This window comes from Achromobacter sp. 2789STDY5608621, from assembly GCF_001299375.1.
Taxonomy (GTDB): domain Bacteria; phylum Pseudomonadota; class Gammaproteobacteria; order Burkholderiales; family Burkholderiaceae_B; genus Achromobacter; species Achromobacter insuavis.
Genome location: NZ_CYTU01000005.1, coordinates 213,600 through 232,351, shown reverse-complemented (window position 1 = coordinate 232,351; position 18,752 = coordinate 213,600). Strand labels below are relative to the sequence as shown.

At 68.7% G+C, this 18,752-nt stretch carries 21 protein-coding genes; 16 read left to right on the top strand and 5 right to left on the bottom strand.

Annotated elements, in window-relative coordinates; translation table 11 throughout:
* The 7 genes from AOZ53_RS08215 to AOZ53_RS08185 all read left to right on the top strand — a co-directional run.
* Nucleotides 1-273: TOBE domain-containing protein (locus AOZ53_RS08215; RefSeq protein WP_156333320.1), on the top strand; the 273-nt coding region annotated here is incomplete at its 5' end.
* The gene (locus tag AOZ53_RS08210; protein ID WP_006385278.1) at nt 270-1,160 is read left to right on the top strand and encodes a carbohydrate ABC transporter permease; all 891 of its coding nucleotides are present in this window, start codon (nt 270-272) and stop codon (nt 1,158-1,160) included. The genes AOZ53_RS08215 and AOZ53_RS08210, both read left to right, overlap by 4 nt.
* The gene (locus AOZ53_RS08205; protein ID WP_006385279.1) at nt 1,153-1,965 is read left to right on the top strand and encodes a carbohydrate ABC transporter permease; all 813 of its coding nucleotides are present in this window, start codon (nt 1,153-1,155) and stop codon (nt 1,963-1,965) included. The genes AOZ53_RS08210 and AOZ53_RS08205 overlap by 8 nt, the downstream gene beginning before the upstream one ends.
* Before the next feature lie 15 nt (nt 1,966-1,980).
* Entirely contained in the window at nt 1,981-2,289 is a 309-nt protein-coding gene (locus AOZ53_RS08200; protein WP_047992707.1) for a DUF2160 domain-containing protein, read from the top strand.
* 111 nt (nt 2,290-2,400) lie between these two features.
* Nucleotides 2,401-4,131 (top strand): ABC transporter substrate-binding protein, encoded by a 1,731-nt coding sequence (locus tag AOZ53_RS08195; protein WP_054487508.1) that lies wholly within the window; start codon nt 2,401-2,403, stop codon nt 4,129-4,131.
* 152 nt (nt 4,132-4,283) lie between these two features.
* Nucleotides 4,284-4,589 (top strand): DUF4148 domain-containing protein, encoded by a 306-nt coding sequence (locus AOZ53_RS08190; protein ID WP_054477074.1) that lies wholly within the window; start codon nt 4,284-4,286, stop codon nt 4,587-4,589.
* 30 nt (nt 4,590-4,619) lie between these two features.
* A complete protein-coding gene (locus tag AOZ53_RS08185) occupies nt 4,620-4,982 on the top strand; it encodes a winged helix-turn-helix domain-containing protein (protein ID WP_054487506.1) in 363 nt (120 codons plus the stop codon).
* A gap of 27 nt (nt 4,983-5,009) precedes the next feature.
* Here the strand turns inward: AOZ53_RS08185 and AOZ53_RS08180 are convergent, their stop codons facing one another.
* A complete protein-coding gene (locus AOZ53_RS08180) occupies nt 5,010-5,462 on the bottom strand; it encodes a hypothetical protein (RefSeq protein WP_054487504.1) in 453 nt (150 codons plus the stop codon).
* 243 nt (nt 5,463-5,705) lie between these two features.
* Here AOZ53_RS08180 and AOZ53_RS08175 point away from each other — a divergent pair, with 243 nt between their 5' ends.
* The 4 genes from AOZ53_RS08175 (at nt 5,706) to AOZ53_RS08160 (ending at nt 8,892) form a co-directional block, all read left to right on the top strand.
* Nucleotides 5,706-6,950 carry a hypothetical protein gene (locus AOZ53_RS08175; protein WP_054487502.1) on the top strand — a complete coding sequence of 415 codons (1,245 nt, stop codon included), beginning with the start codon at nt 5,706-5,708 and terminating at the stop codon, nt 6,948-6,950.
* A gap of 1 nt (nt 6,951) precedes the next feature.
* A complete protein-coding gene (locus AOZ53_RS08170) occupies nt 6,952-7,452 on the top strand; it encodes a helix-turn-helix transcriptional regulator (protein WP_054431312.1) in 501 nt (166 codons plus the stop codon).
* A 46-nt stretch (nt 7,453-7,498) separates the two neighbouring features.
* Complete coding sequence (locus AOZ53_RS08165; protein ID WP_054431313.1) at nt 7,499-7,915, top strand: VOC family protein; 417 nt, start codon at nt 7,499-7,501, stop codon at nt 7,913-7,915.
* Between the two features lie 95 nt (nt 7,916-8,010).
* Entirely contained in the window at nt 8,011-8,892 is an 882-nt protein-coding gene (locus AOZ53_RS08160) for a hypothetical protein (protein WP_156333310.1), read from the top strand.
* Nucleotides 8,893-9,080: 188 nt separating this feature from the next.
* Here AOZ53_RS08160 and AOZ53_RS08155 read toward each other — a convergent pair whose 3' ends face one another.
* Nucleotides 9,081-10,235: a porin gene (locus AOZ53_RS08155; RefSeq protein ID WP_054431315.1), complete on the bottom strand. Its 1,155-nt coding sequence runs from the start codon at nt 10,233-10,235 to the stop codon at nt 9,081-9,083.
* 237 nt (nt 10,236-10,472) lie between these two features.
* On the opposite strand from AOZ53_RS08155, the gene AOZ53_RS08150 reads away from it, so the two are divergent.
* The gene (locus AOZ53_RS08150; protein ID WP_369816795.1) at nt 10,473-11,483 is read left to right on the top strand and encodes an alpha/beta hydrolase family protein; all 1,011 of its coding nucleotides are present in this window, start codon (nt 10,473-10,475) and stop codon (nt 11,481-11,483) included.
* Nucleotides 11,484-11,546: 63 nt separating this feature from the next.
* Here AOZ53_RS08150 and AOZ53_RS08145 read toward each other — a convergent pair whose 3' ends face one another.
* A complete protein-coding gene (locus AOZ53_RS08145) occupies nt 11,547-11,999 on the bottom strand; it encodes a hypothetical protein (RefSeq protein WP_054477080.1) in 453 nt (150 codons plus the stop codon).
* Between the two features lie 89 nt (nt 12,000-12,088).
* On the opposite strand from AOZ53_RS08145, the gene AOZ53_RS08140 reads away from it, so the two are divergent.
* Nucleotides 12,089-12,724 carry a DUF2971 domain-containing protein gene (locus AOZ53_RS08140; RefSeq protein WP_054431317.1) on the top strand — a complete coding sequence of 212 codons (636 nt, stop codon included), beginning with the start codon at nt 12,089-12,091 and terminating at the stop codon, nt 12,722-12,724.
* Nucleotides 12,721-14,076, top strand: a complete 1,356-nt coding sequence (locus AOZ53_RS08135; RefSeq protein WP_082385570.1) for a hypothetical protein — start codon at nt 12,721-12,723, stop codon at nt 14,074-14,076. The genes AOZ53_RS08140 and AOZ53_RS08135 overlap by 4 nt, the downstream gene beginning before the upstream one ends.
* A gap of 15 nt (nt 14,077-14,091) precedes the next feature.
* Here AOZ53_RS08135 and AOZ53_RS08130 read toward each other — a convergent pair whose 3' ends face one another.
* Nucleotides 14,092-15,051: an NAD(P)/FAD-dependent oxidoreductase gene (locus AOZ53_RS08130; RefSeq protein ID WP_054477082.1), complete on the bottom strand. Its 960-nt coding sequence runs from the start codon at nt 15,049-15,051 to the stop codon at nt 14,092-14,094.
* 93 nt (nt 15,052-15,144) lie between these two features.
* On the opposite strand from AOZ53_RS08130, the gene AOZ53_RS08125 reads away from it, so the two are divergent.
* Both AOZ53_RS08125 and AOZ53_RS08120 read left to right on the top strand, forming a co-directional pair.
* Complete coding sequence (locus AOZ53_RS08125) at nt 15,145-15,591, top strand: Rrf2 family transcriptional regulator (protein WP_054431319.1); 447 nt, start codon at nt 15,145-15,147, stop codon at nt 15,589-15,591.
* 127 nt (nt 15,592-15,718) lie between these two features.
* Nucleotides 15,719-16,846 carry an acyl-CoA dehydrogenase family protein gene (locus AOZ53_RS08120; protein ID WP_054431320.1) on the top strand — a complete coding sequence of 376 codons (1,128 nt, stop codon included), beginning with the start codon at nt 15,719-15,721 and terminating at the stop codon, nt 16,844-16,846.
* Nucleotides 16,847-16,936: 90 nt separating this feature from the next.
* Here the strand turns inward: AOZ53_RS08120 and AOZ53_RS34670 are convergent.
* Nucleotides 16,937-18,752: tetratricopeptide repeat protein (locus AOZ53_RS34670; protein ID WP_197286465.1), on the bottom strand; the 1,816-nt coding region annotated here is incomplete at its 5' end.

Genomic DNA, 18,752 nt, shown 5'->3' with positions numbered 1-18,752 from the left:
GCCAGGCTGGCCGACGTCGGCCCGGTCAAGCTGGGCGTGCGCCCGGAATACCTGCGCCTGGCCGACGCCAACGCGCCCGGCGCCATCCCGGCCACGGTCCAACGGGTGCAGGACGTGGGCACCTACACCTTGCTGCTGGCCGACTTCGAGGGCACGCCGCTGCGCGCCCGCCTGGGCACCGACGCCGCCTCGATCGCGCCCGGCGCCACGGTGTGGCTGTCGGCGCTCAATCCGCATACCTGCTTCTACCGCGACGAGGAGCTGATCCGATGAAACCGATCGATCACCGGGCCTGGTTCCTGGTCCTGCCCGTGGTGCTGTGCGTGGCGTTCTCGGCCATCCTGCCGCTGATGACCATCGTCAATTACTCGGTGCAGGACATCATCTCGCCCGAGCGCCGCGTGTTCGTCGGCACCGAATGGTTCGCCGCCGTGCTGCAGGACGAGGAACTGCACGGCGCGCTGCTGCGCCAGATCGGCTTCTCGCTGGCGGTGCTGGCCATCGAGATCCCGCTGGGCATCCTGCTGGCGCTGTCGATGCCGGCCAGCGGCTGGCGCGCCTCGGCGGTGCTGGTCATCATCGCGCTGTCGCTGCTGATCCCGTGGAACGTGGTGGGCACCATCTGGCAGGTGTTCGGGCGCACCGACATCGGCCTGCTTGGGGCGACGCTGTCGTGGCTGGGAGTGGACTACAACTACACCGGCAACGACCTCGACGCCTGGGTCACGGTGCTGGTGATGGATGTCTGGCACTGGACGCCGCTGGTGGCGCTGCTGTGCTATGCCGGCCTGCGCGCCATTCCCGACGCCTATTACCAGGCCGCGCGCATCGACGGCGCCTCGCGCCTGGCGGTGTTCCGCTACATCCAGCTGCCCAAGATGCGCGGCGTGCTGATGATCGCGGTGCTGCTGCGCTTCATGGACAGCTTCATGATCTACACCGAACCGTTCGTGCTGACCGGCGGCGGGCCGGGCAACGCCACCACCTTCCTGTCGCAGTACCTGACGCAGAAGGCCGTGGGCCAGTTCGACCTGGGCCCGGCGGCGGCGTTCTCGATCATCTACTTCCTGATCATCCTGCTGCTCTGCTTCATTCTGTACAACTGGATGCAGCGCGCCGGCACCACCGGCGGTTTCGACGAGGAGCGCGCCAATGCGTGAGCAATCGACCTGGTGGCGCGGCGCCTTCCTGGCGCTGTACCTGGTGTTCGCCATCCTGCCGCTGTACTGGATGCTGAACATGTCGTTCAAGACCAATACCGAGATCGTCAGCACCCTGACGCTGTGGCCGCGCGATTTCACGCTGGAGCACTACCGCACCATCTTCACCGATCCGGCCTGGTATTCGGGCTACATCAACTCGCTGATCTACGTGGTCATCAACACGGTCATCTCGCTGGCCGTGGCGCTGCCGGCGGCCTACGCCTTCTCGCGCTACCGCTTCATCGGCGACAAGCACGTGTTCTTCTGGCTGCTGACCAACCGCATGACGCCGCCGGCGGTGTTCCTGCTGCCGTTCTTCCAGCTGTACAGCTCGTTCGGGCTGATGGACACGCACCTGGCGGTGGCGCTGGCGCACCTGGTGTTCAACGTGCCGCTGGCGGTGTGGATCCTGGAGGGCTTCATGTCCGGCGTGCCGCGCGAGATCGACGAGACGGCCTACGTGGACGGCTATTCGTTCCCGCGCTTCTTCCTGACGATCTTCCTGCCGCTGATCAAGTCGGGCGTGGGCGTGGCGGCGTTCTTCTGCTTCATGTTCAGCTGGGTCGAGCTGCTGCTGGCGCGCACGCTGACCTCGGTCAACGCCAAGCCCATCGTCGCCACCATGACGCGCACGGTCTCGGCCTCGGGCATGGACTGGGGCGTGCTGGCGGCGGCCGGGGTGCTGACCATCGTGCCCGGCGGCATCGTCATCTGGTTCGTGCGGCACTACATCGCGAAGGGCTTCGCGATGGGCCGGGTCTGAGGGGGAGGGCGCCACATGTTCAGCTGGATGGTATGGACCACCCCCGTCGCCGTGTTCTTCTCCTGCATCGTGCTGATGCTGGTGGGCATGACGGTCTGGGAACTGAAATCGCCCACGGTCGAGCGCAAGGGCTTCCTGCCGCTGCGCACGACCCGCGGCGACCGCCTCTTCATCGGCCTGATGGCCGCGGCCTGGCTCAACCTGGCGTTCCTGGGGTTCGGGCAGAAGGCGGTGGAATGGTTTTCGCTGGATGAGCCGCCATCGGTGTGGATCAGCTTCGTGCTGTCCATGCTGCTGCTGGCCTTCATCATGAGGAAAGGCTGACGGGGCGCAGACCCCGCGCGATATCAGCGGTTTGGAAGGACGATCGGCCAATGTCTTCCCCGGCCAGAAGTCCGCAGCACCCATGGGGAGGACTTATCGAGGAGACAGGTCATGAAATTGCGCATGCACGCCATGGCGGCCGCCATCGCCCTGATCGGTACGTCAGGGGCCTGGGCCGGCGAGCCGGAAGCGAAGAAGTGGGTCGATTCGGAATTCCAGCCGTCGACCCTGTCCAAGGACCAGCAGATGGCCGAGATGAAGTGGTTCATCGAGGCCGCCGCCAAGCTCAAGGCCAAGGGCGTCAACGAAATCAACGTGGTGTCGGAAACCATCACCACCCACGAGTACGAGTCCAAGGTGCTGGCCAAGGCCTTCACCGAGATCACCGGCATCAAGGTCAACCACGACCTGATCCAGGAAGGCGACGTGGTCGAGAAGCTGCAGACCTCGATGCAGTCGGGCAAGTCCATCTACGACGGCTGGATCTCCGACTCCGACCTGATCGGCACGCACTACCGCTACGGCGCCATCCTGCCGCTGTCCGACTACATGGCCGGCGCCGGCAAGGAATGGACCAACCCGGGCCTGGACCTGAAGGACTTCATCGGCACCAAGTTCACCACCGCGCCGGACGGCAAGCTGTACCAGCTGCCCGACCAGCAGTTCGCCAACGTCTACTGGTTCCGCGCCGACTGGTTCGCGCGCCAGGACCTGAAGGACAAGTTCAAGGCCAAGTATGGCTACGACCTGGGCGTGCCGACCAACTGGTCCGCCTACGAGGACATCGCCGACTTCTTCTCCAACGACGTCAAGGAGATCGACGGCAAGAAGGTCTATGGCCACATGGACTACGGCAAGAAGGACCCGTCGCTGGGCTGGCGCTTCACCGACGCGTGGCTGTCGATGGCCGGCGCCGCCGACAAGGGCCTGCCCAACGGCATGCCGGTGGACGAGTGGGGCATCCGCGTGGCCGACGACAAGTGCACGCCGGTGGGCGCCTCGGTGGCGCGCGGCGGCGCCACCAACAGTCCGGCCGCGGTCTACGCCCTGACCAAGTACGTCGACTGGATGAAAAAGTACGCGCCGCAGCAGGCCATGGGCATGACCTTCTCGGAATCCGGTCCGGTGCCGGCGCAGGGCCAGATCGCGCAGCAGATCTTCTGGTACACGGCCTTCACCGCCGACATGACCAAGAAGGGCCTGCCGGTGGTCAACGAGGACGGCACGCCCAAGTGGCGCATGGCGCCGTCGCCGTACGGTCCGTACTGGAAGGACGGCATGCAGAACGGCTACCAGGACGTGGGCTCGTGGACCTTCTTCAAGTCCACCAACCCCGACAAGATGGCCGCCGCCTGGCTCTACGCCCAGTTCGTCACGGCCAAGACGGTGTCGCTGAAGAAGTCGATCACCGGCCTGACCTTCATCCGCGACAGCGACATCCACAGCGACTACTTCAGCAAGAACGCGGCCAACTACGGCGGCCTGATCGAGTTCTACCGCAGCCCGGCGCGGGTGGCCTGGACGCCGACCGGCAACAACGTGCCCGACTATCCCAAGCTGGCGCAGCTGTGGTGGAAGAACGTCGCCACCGCCGTCACCGGCGAGAAGACGCCGCAGGCCGCGATGGACAACCTGGCCAACGAAATGGACCAGGTGATGGCGCGGCTGGAGCGGGCCGGCATGGCGCAATGCGCGCCCAAGCTGAACGCCAAGGGCGATCCGAACAAGTGGCTGTCGGATCAGCACGCGCCGTGGAAGAAGCTGGGCAATGAAAAGCCCAAGGGCGAGACAGTGGCGTACGAGCAGCTGCTGGAGGCCTGGAAGGCGGGGAAGGTGCGGTAAGCATCCCGCGATTGCTTCGCGGCCTCGAAGCGCCACGGTTTCCGTGGCGCTTTTTCATTGCGAAAACGTAATCCCCTTATCCGCTTTCTGTCTGCATCGCCTTCCTAGAATGAATCCCGTGCAGTACCCCCCACGATTCATAGGAGTGAAGCATGCAGATTCTTCGTAAAACCGCACTGATCCTGGCCCTGGCGGCGGGCGTTTCCGGCACGGCGCTGGCCCAGCAGGCGCCGTCCACGGCCCTGGCCAGCCCCTACGGCGCGTCGCTCTCGCGCGCCGAGGTGCTGGCCGACCTGGCGCTGTGGAAGCGCGCCGGCGTGGACCGGTTCTGGCGCGGCGAGGCCACGCCGGACATCTACAGTCCCGAGTACAAGGCGGCGTTCTCGGAGTATGTGCGGCTGCGCTCGGGCCCTGACTACCAGGCCGAAGTGCAGCGCCAGAACGAGAGCCGCCGATAGCCGCGCCCGCGGCATCGGGGCATCCCTGAAATGGGTCACGTCCTGCTGACGTGCATGCCCGAGTCCGGCGACAGGCTGCAATTCGCGGACCTGGAGCTGGACCTGCTGCGCTGTCGCGCGTACCGGGATGGCGAGCCGCTGCTGTTGACGCCGAAGGAGTTCGGGCTGCTCGCCATGCTCATGGGCAGCCCGGGCGCGGTGTTCACCAGCTGGCAACTGGCCGAGTCGGTCTGGAAGGCCAGGGCGCCGGGCCTGGGCGCGGGGCACGTCAAGTGCCAGGCCGTCGCGATCGCCATGCGTCGCCTGCGCAGGAAGGTCGATGGCGGCCGCCGGCCGCGCTTGCTGCACGTGATCCGTGGCGGCAGCTTCATGCTGGCCGCGGGGCCGCTGTGAGCGCGCCGGGGTGCTCACAGCGGCGCTTCAGGCCGGCAACGCGCACCGCGCCAGGCAGTCCGCCTGCCAGGCGTGCTCGATGTCGAACGAGGCCGGATCCGACACCGCGCCGTAGCTGCCCTGGCCATAGACGGCGGCGTAGGCCGCGTACTCGGCCGCCCGCAGCGCCTTGCCGGCCAAGGCGCTGGCGACGGCATAGGTGGCCGATACCGCGGCATGGCCGCAGCCGTCGATGGAGGTCGAACCGGGATGATGATTGGCCAGCGCCGCCGCGAGGGCGGCGGCCCGCGCCAGCGCTTCGGCGTCACAGGCGCCATCGAGATAGCGGCCCAGCACGGCCAGGCAGTCCAGCGCCCGCGGTTCCTCCAGCAGATGCTCGACGCGCTGGGTACAGGCGTGGCCGAAGGCCAGGCGCAACCGTTCGTTGCCGGGCGCATCCAGGTCGAGCTGGCGCGCCAGGCGTTCCAGGGCGATGTTCATGATCGGGCTCCTTGTCGTTGCGCGCGGCGTCGGGGGAGGGCAGGCAGCGCGTTAAGCATTGGCGGCCGCGCCTGATCGCCAGGGCATTTTCCCGCCGTGGCCGCGGCGCCGTGAAGTGCAATTAATTGCCGGGTTGATGCAAAAAAACCATGAAAGCGCGGGCCTCGCCCGGGTGCGGCGGACCCTGCGGTATGCTGGGCGCTTTCCAGTACCGGCCGCGCCCGTCGCGGCCCGCCAGCACGCATGTCCAAGCGCACGAACACGGTGGCCGCCACGATCGAAGGCCGCATCGACCAGTTCCGGGAGGCGGTGCCGCGGGTGCGCGGCCAGGTGTTCCTGCGGGTGAACGGCGTGCCGGTCAACGGCGCGTTCGAAGACCCGGCCGATATCCGCACGCTGCGGGGATTGGCGTTGCAGGCCACGCCCGTGCGCGTCGGCGTGATCGAGGGCGGCGCGGGCGGCTTGCGCCATTTTTCCTGGCTGGACGCAGGGCAGGGCCCGGGCGTGCCGCCGCGCTACTACGTCGATCAGCGGCGTCGCGCCTGGCGCGGCATCGGCATCAGCCTGGCGGTCGCGGCGGCGGCCGGGGCGCTGGCCTGGTTGCTCGATCTGTCGTCCTTCGCGCAGGTGCTGGGCCTGGTGCTGGCGCTGACGGTGGCGCTGGTCGCCGTGCTGCTGGCGGGGTTCTCGTTGTACGGCCTGTGGCACAACCGCCTGCACCGGGCGGCGATCCTGCGCAGCGAGGCGCTCTACCGCGAACGCCTGAAGACGCCCGTGGCGGCCGCCGCCCCGCCGGCCGCCCCGCCCGCCGACCCCGCGCGCGGCGAGGGCGAGACGCTGATCACCGACGCGGCGCCCGAGATCCTGCTGGCACGCGGCGCCCTGGCTGGCCTGACGCACGAGGCCAGGCCCTCGATGCGCACCACGCCCGCCTATGGCATCTACCGCTTCCAGGTGGGCGCGCGCCGTTTCGTCATGTATGTGGCCGAGAACTTCGGCGATGCGATGCCATTCCTGGCCGAGGGCGACCAGGTGGAGGTGGCCGCCTACGCCGGCCAGGTCAGCGGCGCCGGGCCGGACCAATTGGTCTACGGCCTGCGCAACCTGGAAGACGGGCGCGTCTATGTCTGCCATCACTACTTCCGCAGCGCCTTCACCGACATCGCGCCGGTGGGCGTGGGCCTGAAGCAGCGCGTGCCGCTGTTGACGCTGCTGGCCGCGCTGCTGCTGGTGTGCTGGCTGGTGGTGGTGGCGGTGCTGGCGACTTCCGGCTCGCCGTCCAGCCGCGAGACGGCGCCGGAGCTGGCGGCGGTGGTGTTCGCGTTCTTGCTGTTGGCATGGCTGTGCGTCGCGCTGCCGCTGCTGTTCCTGGATACGCGTTGGCGCATGGGCCGGCCGACGCGCCGCCAGCGCATCCTGGAACGGATCTACCGCGCGCTGGGCCTGGGCACGCCGTTCGCGCCCGCGGCGGTGATCGAGGAAGTCTAGGATGCCGCGCCCGCGCGCCTCCCCGCCGGCGCCGGCCGTCGAGAAACCTTTGCAGGATCCGGCCTTGCTGCGCCGCCTGCTGCGCGCCAGGGACCGCATGGACGCCGCCTCGCACGAAGCCTGGCCGGTGGCGCGGCTGGCCGAGGTCAGCGGCGTGTCCGCGGCGTATTTCGCGCGTTCCTTCAAGCGGGCCTTCGGCCTGCCGCCGCATCGCTACCTGTTGACGCGCCGCATCGAACAGGCCATCGCGCTGTTGCGCGACACGGACCTGGCCATCACCGAGATCGCCTATGCCACCGGCTGGGAAAGCCTGGGCACCTTCGGCCGCATCTTCCGTGACATCACGGGCCGCAGCCCCGGCGCCATGCGCGTGGCGGCGCGGGCCGGGATGGCGGGACTGGGCCAGATACCCGCCTGCGTGGTCAAGGCCGCGTCGCGGCCTGACCTGACCATCGCAGTTTTGGAGAAGCGTCGCCGCCAGGCCAGGAATAGAGTGCGCTGATCGACCCCTTGGCCGGGTCGCCAATCCACCTACCGAAGGAGAGGTCATGAGTGCTGGGATCAATGTCGTCGGCGTCTATGTGGACGACCAGGACGAGGCGCTGCGGTTCTACGTCGACAAACTCGGATTCCGCGTCCATACGGACGTGGGCAATGGGCCATACCGCTGGCTGACCGTGCAGCATCCGGACCAGCCGTCGTTCCAGCTGGGCCTGTTCCGGCCCGGGCCGCCGGTGCACGACGACGCCACCGCGCAGACCTTGCGCGCCATGGTCGCCAAGGGCGCGATGCCGCCGTTGGTGCTGGCGGTGGCCGATTGCCGCGCCAGCCACGCCCGCTTGCTGGCGCTGGGCGTGGAGTTCACGCAGGAACCGGTCGAGCGGTACGGCAGCATCGATGCGGGGTTCCGGGATCCCGCCGGCAATGGCTGGAAGATGATCCAGTCGCCCGCAGGCGCCTCCTGACGGATAGGGGGGGGGCAGGGGCCGTGCATGAATGATGTTTCTAAATGTCTCTGAATCGGGTGTAATGGCGGCCTCTCATCCCCTGACACACTCACATGCAGATCAGCGACATGCGGTTCCTGGCCCCCTTGATGTTGGCGTTCACCACGTTGTTGAGCGGTTGCGCACCCGCCTTGAAGACCACCACGCCACCGGTCGTGCCGGCGGGAACGCCGTCGGAAGTCTCGGTGTCCCCGGCCATGCCGGACAAGAAATACCTGCCGGTGCAGGCGGGCATTGTCGACGGCACCCACTACATCTTCATTCAGACCCAGGGCGGCAGCATATTCCTGGGGCCGATCTTCGGCAGCATGAACATTTCCCGCAAATCGCAGGCGATGGCGAACCAGTACAAGGATTCCATCCTCCAGATCGATCCGTTGCCGATCGCGACGGATGCGCTGGCGGCGGCCGGCATCAAGGCGGCCGCCGAGTCCGCGGCGTTCGACCTCAAAACGTTCGTGTTCGTGCAGCGCTGCGACGACGAGAAAGTCCGATTGGCCCTTGTCTTCCACGTCGACAACCCGCAGACCAAATGGGTCGGGCGTTATACCTACCACTTGCCGACGATGTATGCCGAATCGGAGCTGGCCAGCCTTCAGGATCAGCAGGTCGCGCAATACAAAAAGGAACTCGGCGATGGCGCCGTGGCGCTGGCCGACCTGGTCAAGCGCGACCTGAACGGAGAGCTTCCCGCCACCGGCAAGCGCGTCAACTTCGGCAGCCTGAACCTGATCGGAAGCAAGATGGGCGGCATGGGCATGTACATGCAGGCCGAAGAGATGTTCTTCCGCGATTCGCAAGTGGTGGAGGAGACCGACCAGTACGTCACGGTCCGCGTGCCCGGCTGGATCAATTCCAGTGTGTTCGGCGGCGCGATCGCCTATGGCGTGCAACGAATGGCCAAGAGCCAGGTTCACACCATGAAGCCCTATTGATTCTTCAGGAGCCTGCCAAATGACGTCGTCCGTATCGCCCGATACAACACCGCTCGCCGCGCTGCCGCGGTGAAAAAACGCGCGTTCCCGGATGGACCCGGAAACGCGCGGCGACAAACCACCCATCCCTTCGCGGAGGCGGGCGTCATCAACGGGAACTTGCGCAAGGGGGATCGCTCCGCCCGCGATCAGAAGCGGTGGCGTATCCCCACATTCATTTCGGTCGCCTTGGCGTTGTCCAGGAACGCCCAGTTGGTCGTGTACGAGGCGACCGCATACAGGTCGGTGCGCTTGGACAGGTTGTAGTTGTAGCCCAGGCTGTAGGTGTTGCTGGCCGAGTCGCCGCCGGTGAGCTGCGCGCTGTTGGCGTCGGCGCGCTGCCACGAGGCGAAGGCGCCGCCGGACTTGCCGACCGGGGCCGCCACCGCGAGCATGTACGAATTCGACCGGAAGCCCTTGGAGAACGCATAGGACGGCGTGCCGGTGAAGCCGCCGATGCCGGCGCCGCCGGGCAGGCTCTTGCCGGCGAACCAGCCATCGGTGAGGCGGTTGTACGCCAGCGCCACCTTGAAGACCTCGAAGTCGTACGAGCCGCCGACGATGTACGAGCGCGGCGTCGCGTCGACCTGGCCCTGGCTCAGCTTGTTGGAGGCGTTCAGCTGGTCATAGGTGGCAAAGCCCATCAGCGGGCCGTTGTCGTAGCGCAGGCCGGCGGTGATGGCGCGGGTGTTGTCGGCGGTGGCAAAGCCAGTCTGCGCGGTCTTCTGGTCGTCGACGTTGAAGGCGTAGCCGACGGCCGCCTTGAAGCCGCCCATCGACGGCGTCTCGTACACCACCAGGTTGTCGTAGCGCGGGAAGTAGGCCGAGCTGAAGCCGAGGCCGCCGCCGGTGTTCAGCTGGTTGAAGCCGCCGCCGAAGGCGGGCCCGAGCATGCCGCCGAAATAGCGCGTGGCGACGTTGTACTGCCGGCCCAGCCGCACTTCGCCCCACTCGGCGCTGCCCAGGCCGACGGTGGCTTCGCGGCCGAACAGGCGGCCGCTCTGCAGCGAGTTGCCGTTGCGGCTGTCGAAGCCCGACTCCAGCTGGAAGACCGCGTACAGGCCATCGCCCAGGTCTTCCTTGCCGCGCAGGCCCCAGCGCGAGCCGGCCGTGGTGCCGCTGGTCGTGCCGATGCGGCTGCTGTCGATGCTGCTGCGGCGGCCGGTGGCCGGGTCGGTGTAGCTGCCGTCGACATTGGCATAGCCGATGCCGGTGTCGATGACGCCATAGAGCGTGACGGACGTTTGCGCGGCCGCCGCGCCGGACAGGGCCGTAGCGGCCGCGGCGACGAATATTCTTTTCATGGATGACTCCGTAGACGGGATGACTCGATTGCGCCACGCGGCGCGGGCTCGGCCTGCTGGCGCGTGGCGAAAGACAGTCTGGGCGCGCCGCTTCGACAGTTCGCGGACATTAAAATGACAATTCCGATCACGCCGCGGCCTGGCTGCCGTCATCATTTCCTGCTAGCCGCGCCCGCGCGGCGCGTCACCCGCCGCGCCCTTGCGGCGCGCCATCCGATCCATTCCGATTCCTTCCGCATGCGCCTTGCTTCCGTCCGTTCCGCGTTCTCCCGTTGTTTTTCCGCCGCCGCCGGCCCGCGCCTGGCGCGCGCCTGCGTCGGCCTGTCGCTGGCGCTCAGCGCCAACGCGCACGCCGCCGGTTTCCAGCGTCTGAACCTGCCGATGGACATGAACGGCCCGGCCCTGCTGGGCGGCATCTGGTATCCGTGCGCCGCGCCGCCGCAGGAGGTCGGCATCGGCCGCGTCACCCTCGCGGCGACGCCGGACTGCCCGATGACCGAGGGGCGCAAGCCGCTCATCGTCATGTCGCACGGATCGGCCGGCTCGTACCTGGGCCATCACGACACCGCCGCGGCGCTGGCGGACGCGGGCTTCGTGGTGGCGGCGATCAACCATGTCGGCGACAACGCGGTGGACCGCTCGCGCCAGGGCTATCTGTCGATCTTCTCGACCCGGCCGCGCGAGATCAGGCGGCTGATCGACTACCTGACGGGGGCGTGGCCACAGCGGGCGCAACTGGACGGCGAGGTGGGTTTCTTCGGTTTTTCGCGCGGCGGCTACACGGGGCTGGTGCTGGCCGGCGCGACGCCCGATTTCACGCGCGGCCTGGCGATCTGCGGCGACGAACCGTCACTGCCGATGTGCCGCGACATCCGTGACGGCAAAGTGCCGGCGCAACCCTATGTGAAGGATGCGCGCATCAAGGCGCTGGTCATCGCCGACCCGCTCACCGCCTTCAGCGCCGACGCGCTCAAGGCGGTGTCGGCGCCGGTGCAGCTGTGGGTATCGGCGCTGGGCGGCGACGGCGTCACGCCGGCCAGTGTCGAGGCGGTGCGCCAGGGGCTGGCGGCATCCGAATTTCACCCGGTCGCCGGCGCCGGGCATTTCGCCTTCCTGGCGCCGTGCTCCGCCGCGCAGGCCGAGGCGATGCCCGCGATCTGCCGCGACGCGCCGGGTTTCGACCGCGCGGCCTGGCACCGTGATTTCAACGCGGCGGTGGTCGCGTTCTTCAAGACCGCGTTGCGCTGACCGCGCGGGGCCGGCCTGCCGGCGTGAGCGGTTGACGGCCGATGCGCCCTGGCGTGCCGGGCGCTAGCGGCGGGCGTCCGCGGCGGCCCGCTTCCTGGCCGCGGCCTTGGGGCCGTCGCGAAACGCCACGTAACTGCAATAGCGCTGGAAGTCCTTCTTGGCCAGCGCCAGGTACAGCCCCGTCGCGATCATGGCGGCACTGCACACAAAGCGGTGCAGCCAGATGTCGATCGAGTAGGGCATCAGCGAGGTCGTCAGGTACATGACCAGCACGCCGAAGCCCAGCAACGATATCATCAGCAGCCACCGCGCCCATTCGCTGCCACGGTACAGCCCGGCCAGCAGCAGCCCGGGCAAGATCAGTTTCAGCAGGGGCGAGAGCTGGCCGCGCAATAGCGGCATGAGGTCATAGCTGAGGGTGACCAGCGTGCCCGCCAGGACGATGTACCAGAACCGCTGACTGGTAGGCGCGTGGCGCCGGGGAGCTTGCCTTCCTTCACCATTGTTCTGCTGCATGGGGTCTCCTTTTGGCAAGGGGCCAGTGTAACGTCGTGCCGGCGGCGATGCGGGTAGACTGGCGGCTGGGTACACACCGGAGCACCGCCTTGGCCACCTCGTTGCGCAGATACACCGAGCTTCCCTACCTGATCGATTACCTGCAGACGGGCGAACTGGCGCTGCTCAATCCGAAGGCGTGGGACGACCGCAACGACTCGTTCTACATCGAGGAATACGCGCGCGCCAAGCGCCTGCAGGGCATCTACGCGCTGTGCATGGCCGAGGCCTCCGAGACCTATCACCACTGGCGCGTGTTCTCGCACGGCAGCGGCGGGGTCTGCATCGAGTTCGACAAGGAAAAGCTGGTGGAGCAGGTGCGCGGCGTGCCCGACTTGCGGGCCGAGACGGTGCAGTACCGCACCATCAAGTCGCTGCGCGAGCAGCCGCCGGCCGAGGCCGACCTGCCGTTCCTCAAGCGCCACGCCTTCCGCGATGAAAAGGAGTTCCGCCTGTTCGTCTGCCGCAGGACGCGCGATACGCCGGTGCTGCGCCTGCCGGTGGCGCCAGCGACCATCAAGCGCGTCACGCTCAGCCCGTGGCTGCCGGCCACGGTCTGCGACCAGGTCAAGAAGGTGCTGAAGTCGATTAAGGGCTGCGAGAAACTGCGCGTGTTCCGCTCGACCCTGGTGGACAACGAGGACTGGAAGAAATTCGCCAGCGCCGGCCGCAAGGAGCCGGCATGACGGACGGCAACGACAAGACGGGCGCGCAGGACGCGTTGTCGCCGGCGCAGATCGTCGACGCCTTTGAGCGGCTGGGCTGGAAGAACAACGACCCCATGGGCCAGGTGTTGCGGCTGCGCCGCGACGACCCGGCGGCGCTGGGGGAACTAGTCACGCGGTTCCTGGATCGCGGGCTCAAGCACGCCACCTTCATCGACGCCGCGCTCGACCTGATGGACGACGCCACCTATGCCGCCACGTTGCGGCAGGCGTGGCAGCGGGCGCTGCGCGAGCCCGTCACGGAAGGTCTGGCGGAGGTGCTGGATTCGGCCGCGCTGCAATGGCCGCAGCTGTTCGCGGGCCACTGGCCGGCGTTGCTGGCCGCCGCCGAAGCCGGCGCGGGCGGCCCGCGTTTCAATACCGACCAGGCCTGGCGCGCGCTGGACGCCGAGACGGCGCGGGCGTGGCTGGCGCAACTGCCGCCGACGATCGAAGCGGATTCCCCGGACCAACTGCGCGCGCGCGCCCTGTTGCACTCGCGCCAGCCGCAGACGGTGTCGCGCGCGTGGCGCCAGGGCTTCGGGGGCGGCGTGGATCCCGACGCCATCTATTGGCTGATGGAAGTGGGCTATGCCGACGACGACGGCCAGGCGCGCGCGCTGCATGGCGAGCAGCCCTTGCACATCCGTTTCGACGCGGCGCAACGCCAGCAGATGGCGGCCTCGCAACCCGCGTGGCGGCGCGAGATCCAGCGCCTGCATCCCACCTGGGGTTGGCCGGCGCCGGACGCCGAGTCGCCGATGGCCACCGTGACGGCGGGCCGCATGGGCGGCGCGCTCGCGGCCGCCTGCGGTCTGTGCCATGGACCCTTGCATCGCCTGCTGACCTTGCCGCGGCCCGAGGTCGCCGGTATCGATTGCCCCACGCCGCTGACGCTGGCCACCTGCCTGTCGTGCCAGGGGTGGGAGCAGGACGGCCCGATCCTCTTTTTCCGCCACGACGGCGACGGCGCGCCGCAAGCGCACCCGTCGCAGCGCCAGGCCGAGCCGGTGACGCCGGAGTTTCCCGCCGAACCGCTGCGCGAGGCCGACGTGACCCTGTTCCAGGCCCCGGCGCGCTGGGCCTGGCAGGACTGGGGCGATTCCAACGGCCGCCAGAACCTGAGCCGTGTCGGCGGCCCGCCCAGCTGGGTGCAGTCGGCGGACTACCCCGCCTGTCCGGATTGCGACCAGCGCATGTCGTTCGCGATGCAGCTCGATTCCGACCTGCCGCAGGCGGACGGCGGCGACTGGATGTGGGGCAGCGGCGGCTGCAACTACAGCTTCTGGTGCGGCCACTGCCGCGTCAGCGCGCATCTGTGGCAATGCACCTGAGCGTCGCGCGGACGCCTACACCGGCCGGCTGGCCTGCGCGCGCCAGCACTTGACGGGGTCATCGCGCACCAGCGACTGGTGCACGCCGACCCCGGCCATCACGCCCGAGGCGCTGGCCAGGGTGGCATTGCCCATCTGCAGGCTGGCATCGCCCGCGGCGTAGACGCCCGGCACCGTGGTCTGCTTGAAATCGTCGACCCGCAGGTAAGGCCCCAGCAAGCCCTCGTCGAAGGCGCAGCCCAGCTGCATCGCCAGCGGGCTGGCCATGTGCACGCGGCTGGCGACGAACAACGCATTGACCAGCAGGCGGCGGCCATCGGCCAGCTGCACCGCGTCGATGCGCGGCGCCGGCCCCAGCAGCTGCGTCACCGGGGTGCGCTCGATGCGCACGCCGCGGGCGGTCAGCAGCGCGGCCTGTTCGGCATCGGGCTCGAACTCGCCCTGGGTGAAATAGGTGGTCGGGCCCCAGTCAGGCAGCAGCGCGGCCTGGTGCGAGGACATGGGGTGGGCGGCCAGCACGCCCAGCGGCTGGTCGGCCACTTCATAGCCATGGCAGTAGGGGCAGTGCAGCACCGTCTGGCCCCAGCGTTCCCGCAGGCCCGGCAGCGCGGGCAGTTCGTCGCGCACGCCGATGGCCAGGATCAGGCGGGCGCCGCGCAGTTCGCGGCCATCTTCCAGGGTGACCAGGAAGCGGCCTGATTCGCCGTCGGCGCTGGCGGCGGCGCCGTCGATGAAGTCCACCGTGCGGTAGGCGGCCAGCTGGGCGCGCCCGACGGCGACGATCTCGGCCGGCGTCTTGCCGTCCTGGCCCAGGAAACCGTGCGAATGCGCGGCAAAGCGGTTGCGCGGTTGGCCGGCATCCACCAACGCGATGCGGCGGCGGGCGCGGGCCAGCTGCATGGCGGCCGACAGGCCGGCGAAGCTGCCGCCGATGATGATGGCGTCGTAGCAGGGGGGCAGTTTTTCGGGCTTCATGGATTTCTCGATACTTTAAAAGTTGCATGATACGGCGATCCTGTCCGGTCACGCAACTTATAATGTTTCAAACCATGAACCAGGAGTCTTTCCATGCGCAGCGATAACCGCCTGTCCCGCATGCTGCACGTGCTGCTGCACATGGCGGAGCAGGATGCGCCGCTGACCTCCGAGACCATCGGCAAGATGCTCAACACCAATCCCGTGGTGGTGCGGCGCATGATGTCCGGCCTGCGCGAGCGCGGCTATGTGCAATCGGAGAAGGGCCATGGCGGCGGCTGGGTGCTGACGCGGCCGCTGTCCGAGCTGAGCTTGCTGGACGTCTACCAGGCGCTGGGCGAGCCGCCGATCTTCGCGCTCGGGCTGGACCAGAGCGAACCGAAATGCCTGGTGGAGCAGGCCGTCAACGCCGGGCTGGAAGGCGCGATGGCCGAGTCGCGCCGGCTGCTGCTGGAACGCTTCGCGACGATCCGCATGGACCAGCTGGCGCGGGACTTCCAGGAACGGCTCAAGCTGCATCCGCACTGCACGGAGCGCTAGCGGGTAGAGCGCCGGTGTATCCTCGCAATCGTGCCGCGCCCGCATCCCGGACGCCGGCCCGCGCAAGAGAACACGGACGGCGTCCACCCGCGCCAGTCCGGCACTGCCCGACCAGGAGACATCGAACATGCTATTGACCGAAGAACAGCTCAGCGTGCAGGACATGGCGCGCCGTTTCGCCCAGGAACGCCTGGCGCCGAATTCCGAACGCTGGGACCGCGAACACCACTATCCGGCCGACGCCATCCGCGAGATGGCCGACCTGGGCTTCTTCGGCATGCTGGTGCCGGAGGAATGGGACGGCAACGCCAGCGGCTACCTGTCGTACGCGGTGGCGCTCGAGGAGATCGCGGCCGGCAATGGCGCCTGCTCGACCATCATGAGCGTGCACAACTCGGTCGCCTGCATGCCGATCCTGAAGTACGGCAGCGACGCGCAGAAGGACCAGTTCCTGCGGCCGCTGGCCACCGGCGTCGCCATCGGCGGTTTCGCCCTGACCGAACCGCAGGCCGGTTCCGACGCCAGCAGCCTGCGCACCCGCGCGCTGCGCGACGGCGACCACTACGTGCTCAACGGCGCCAAGCAGTTCATCACCTCGGGCCGCACCGGGCAGCTGGTGATCGTGTTCGCGGTGACCGATCCGCAGGCCGGCAAGCGCGGCATCTCGGCCTTCATCGTGCCGACCGACACCCCGGGCTACCAGGTGGTGCGGGTCGAGGACAAGCTCGGCCAGCATCTGTCCGACACCTGCCAGATCGCCTTCGAGGACATGCGCATTCCCGCCGCGTGGCGCCTGGGCGAGGAGGGCGAGGGCTACAAGATCGCGCTGTCGAACCTGGAGGGCGGCCGCATCGGCATCGCCTCGCAGTCGGTCGGCATGGCGCGCGCGGCGTTCGAATGCGCGCGCGACTACGCCCGTGACCGCCAGGCCTTCGGCAAGCCGATCATGGAGCACCAGGCGGTGTCGTTCCGGCTGGCCGACATGGCCACGCAGATCCACGCGGCGCGGCAGATGGTGCTGCACGCGGCGGCGCTGCGCGAGGCCGGCAGGCCGGCGCTGACCGAGGCCTCGATGGCCAAGCTGTTCGCCTCCGAGATGGCCGAGAAGGTCTGCTCGGCCGCGATCCAGACGCTGGGCGGCTATGGCTACCTGGCCGATTTTCCGGTGGAGCGCATCTACCGCGACGTGCGCGTGTGCCAGATCTACGAAGGCACCAGCGACATCCAGCGGCTGGTGATCGCCCGCGCCTTGTAAGCGGGCGCCGGCGGTGGCCGCCCACGCGGGCGACCCGCCGGTCGCGGCGGCCTGGCAGGATGCCGTGCGCCGCCTGCGTCAGCCAGAGACTCAGTCCAGCAAGTCCTGCACCGCGGCTTGCGCCGGCGCGGCCAGCGGCTGTTCGCGTTGCAGCCGCGCGATCCTTTCCTCGAACTCGCCCGCCACGTCGGGCCGCAGCCGCTTCATGGCGCGCACGGTCTGCGCCAGCAGCAGTCGGGCGTTGACGCTTTGCGGGAAGTCCAGGCACTGGCGCAGGTTGCCGTCAATGATCTCGCGTTCGCCATTCAACTGGCCCGGCTGGTCCGGGTTGGCGCCGTTGCAGCGCACCGCCAGCAATTGTTCCAGGCGCAGCAGGTACAGCGGGAACGCGGCGCCATCCGGCACCGTGTAGCTGGCCGGCGCGGACAGCGGCGCCTGCGCGGTGGCGCGGCCGACCAGCGCCACCAGTTCCTCGGTCAGGCGCTGGATCGCGGCGGTCGGGTCGGCCATCGGGAATTCGGCCGACAGCGCGCCGATGCATTCGGCGTCCTCGGTGCGCACCAGGCGCACCTCGGCGCGCCACGGCTCGGCGACGGTGACCAGGTGCGAGATCACCACGTAATCGCTTTGCGCTTCGCATTGCTGCGCATAGCCGATGGCATCGGTGTCGTCCCAGGCCGCGCCGCTCAGCAGGAAGCCGGGATGCGGCTCGGTCAGCCACGGCACCAGCGTCTGCGTGCGCAGGCCGCAGCGCAGCGCCAGTTGTTCGTTGAAGTACAGCGGCAGCGCGCGGCTCAGGCGGCCGGTGGCGTCGGCCAGCTGCCGCTCGGCGCCTTCGGGCGCGTCGCCGATCTCGGCCGAGCCGCCCAGGAACGACACCAGCGGGCGGTCGGGCGTCACCGGCGTGAACAGCGCCGCCGCGGGCGAGTCGGGCGTCAGCCAGACCGGGCCGCGGCCCAGCAGCATCGCCAGCCGCATCTGCGCCGGCTCGGTCGCGCCGTCACCCAGCGCGGCGCGCGCCAGTTCGGTGTCCCAATAGGCCAGGTTGTCCTTCCAGTCGGGGCGCTGCTGCGCATAGAGCTGGTCGAGGATGGCGCGGGCCTCGCCGGGCTGGCCCAGTTCGACGTAGGCGCGGATCAGGTTGTTGCCGACCTGGATGCCGTGCAGCGCGGCATCGAAGCGCGGCCCGGCCAGTTGCACGATCGGTTCGATCGCGCCGGCATTGCCCAGGTCGCCGCTCATCTGCGCCAGCAGGTCGGCGGGCGCGGGCGTGCCGGCGCGGGCGAGCGATTCTTCATACAGGGCGATCGCGCCGGACAGGTTGTGCGAGCCCAGTTCGCCGTGCGCCAGCCACAGCTGCGCGCGCCAGCTGCCGGGCAGGGCGGCGACCTTGCGCATGGCGGCCACGCCGGCGGCGTCGCCGCCGTGTTCACGGTGGATCGCCTCGTACCAGCCCAGGCCGTTGTCCTGGTTGGGATCGAGTTCCAGCGCATGCCACAGCGTTGCCAGGGCGCCGGCCTCGTCGCCGCGCTCGTCCTGGATCTTGGCCAGGTTGGTGAGGACGATGCCGGTCTCGCCCCGGGCGGCCATGAAATCGCGCAGCACGCGCTCGGCGTCGTCGAGCCGGCCGGTCTTTATGTAGACGATGGCCTGCAGCACCACGCCGCGCTCGGCGCCGGGTTGCAGTTCGACCAGGCGGTCGGCGGGCTTGACCATTTCATCGATGAAGCCGTCGCCGAGCGACTGGATGATCAGACCCGACAGCGCGTCGGCGTCGTCCCAGTGGCGCTCGATGGCGCCGGCCAGCACGCTGTCGCGCCATTGGTCGCGCGGCACGAAGATCTCGCGGCCGTAGGCGTCATAGGCGCGGATCGGGGCCTGCGTGGCGGGTTCCTCGGCCTGGCCG

Coding starts and splice junctions, on each gene's coding strand:
- AOZ53_RS08165 (WP_054431313.1), top strand. CDS start 7,499: ATGAGTGCTGGGATCAATGTCGTCGGCGTCTATGTGGACGACCAGGAC.
- AOZ53_RS08205 (WP_006385279.1), top strand. CDS start 1,153: ATGCGTGAGCAATCGACCTGGTGGCGCGGCGCCTTCCTGGCGCTGTAC.
- AOZ53_RS08125 (WP_054431319.1), top strand. CDS start 15,145: ATGCGCAGCGATAACCGCCTGTCCCGCATGCTGCACGTGCTGCTGCAC.
- AOZ53_RS08210 (WP_006385278.1), top strand. CDS start 270: ATGAAACCGATCGATCACCGGGCCTGGTTCCTGGTCCTGCCCGTGGTG.
- AOZ53_RS08120 (WP_054431320.1), top strand. CDS start 15,719: ATGCTATTGACCGAAGAACAGCTCAGCGTGCAGGACATGGCGCGCCGT.
- AOZ53_RS08175 (WP_054487502.1), top strand. CDS start 5,706: ATGTCCAAGCGCACGAACACGGTGGCCGCCACGATCGAAGGCCGCATC.
- AOZ53_RS08180 (WP_054487504.1), bottom strand. CDS start 5,462: ATGAACATCGCCCTGGAACGCCTGGCGCGCCAGCTCGACCTGGATGCG.
- AOZ53_RS08155 (WP_054431315.1), bottom strand. CDS start 10,235: ATGAAAAGAATATTCGTCGCCGCGGCCGCTACGGCCCTGTCCGGCGCG.
- AOZ53_RS08160 (WP_156333310.1), top strand. CDS start 8,011: ATGCAGATCAGCGACATGCGGTTCCTGGCCCCCTTGATGTTGGCGTTC.
- AOZ53_RS08190 (WP_054477074.1), top strand. CDS start 4,284: ATGCAGATTCTTCGTAAAACCGCACTGATCCTGGCCCTGGCGGCGGGC.
- AOZ53_RS08145 (WP_054477080.1), bottom strand. CDS start 11,999: ATGCAGCAGAACAATGGTGAAGGAAGGCAAGCTCCCCGGCGCCACGCG.
- AOZ53_RS08195 (WP_054487508.1), top strand. CDS start 2,401: ATGAAATTGCGCATGCACGCCATGGCGGCCGCCATCGCCCTGATCGGT.
- AOZ53_RS08200 (WP_047992707.1), top strand. CDS start 1,981: ATGTTCAGCTGGATGGTATGGACCACCCCCGTCGCCGTGTTCTTCTCC.
- AOZ53_RS08150 (WP_369816795.1), top strand. CDS start 10,473: ATGCGCCTTGCTTCCGTCCGTTCCGCGTTCTCCCGTTGTTTTTCCGCC.
- AOZ53_RS08170 (WP_054431312.1), top strand. CDS start 6,952: ATGCCGCGCCCGCGCGCCTCCCCGCCGGCGCCGGCCGTCGAGAAACCT.
- AOZ53_RS08130 (WP_054477082.1), bottom strand. CDS start 15,051: ATGAAGCCCGAAAAACTGCCCCCCTGCTACGACGCCATCATCATCGGC.
- AOZ53_RS08185 (WP_054487506.1), top strand. CDS start 4,620: ATGGGTCACGTCCTGCTGACGTGCATGCCCGAGTCCGGCGACAGGCTG.
- AOZ53_RS08135 (WP_082385570.1), top strand. CDS start 12,721: ATGACGGACGGCAACGACAAGACGGGCGCGCAGGACGCGTTGTCGCCG.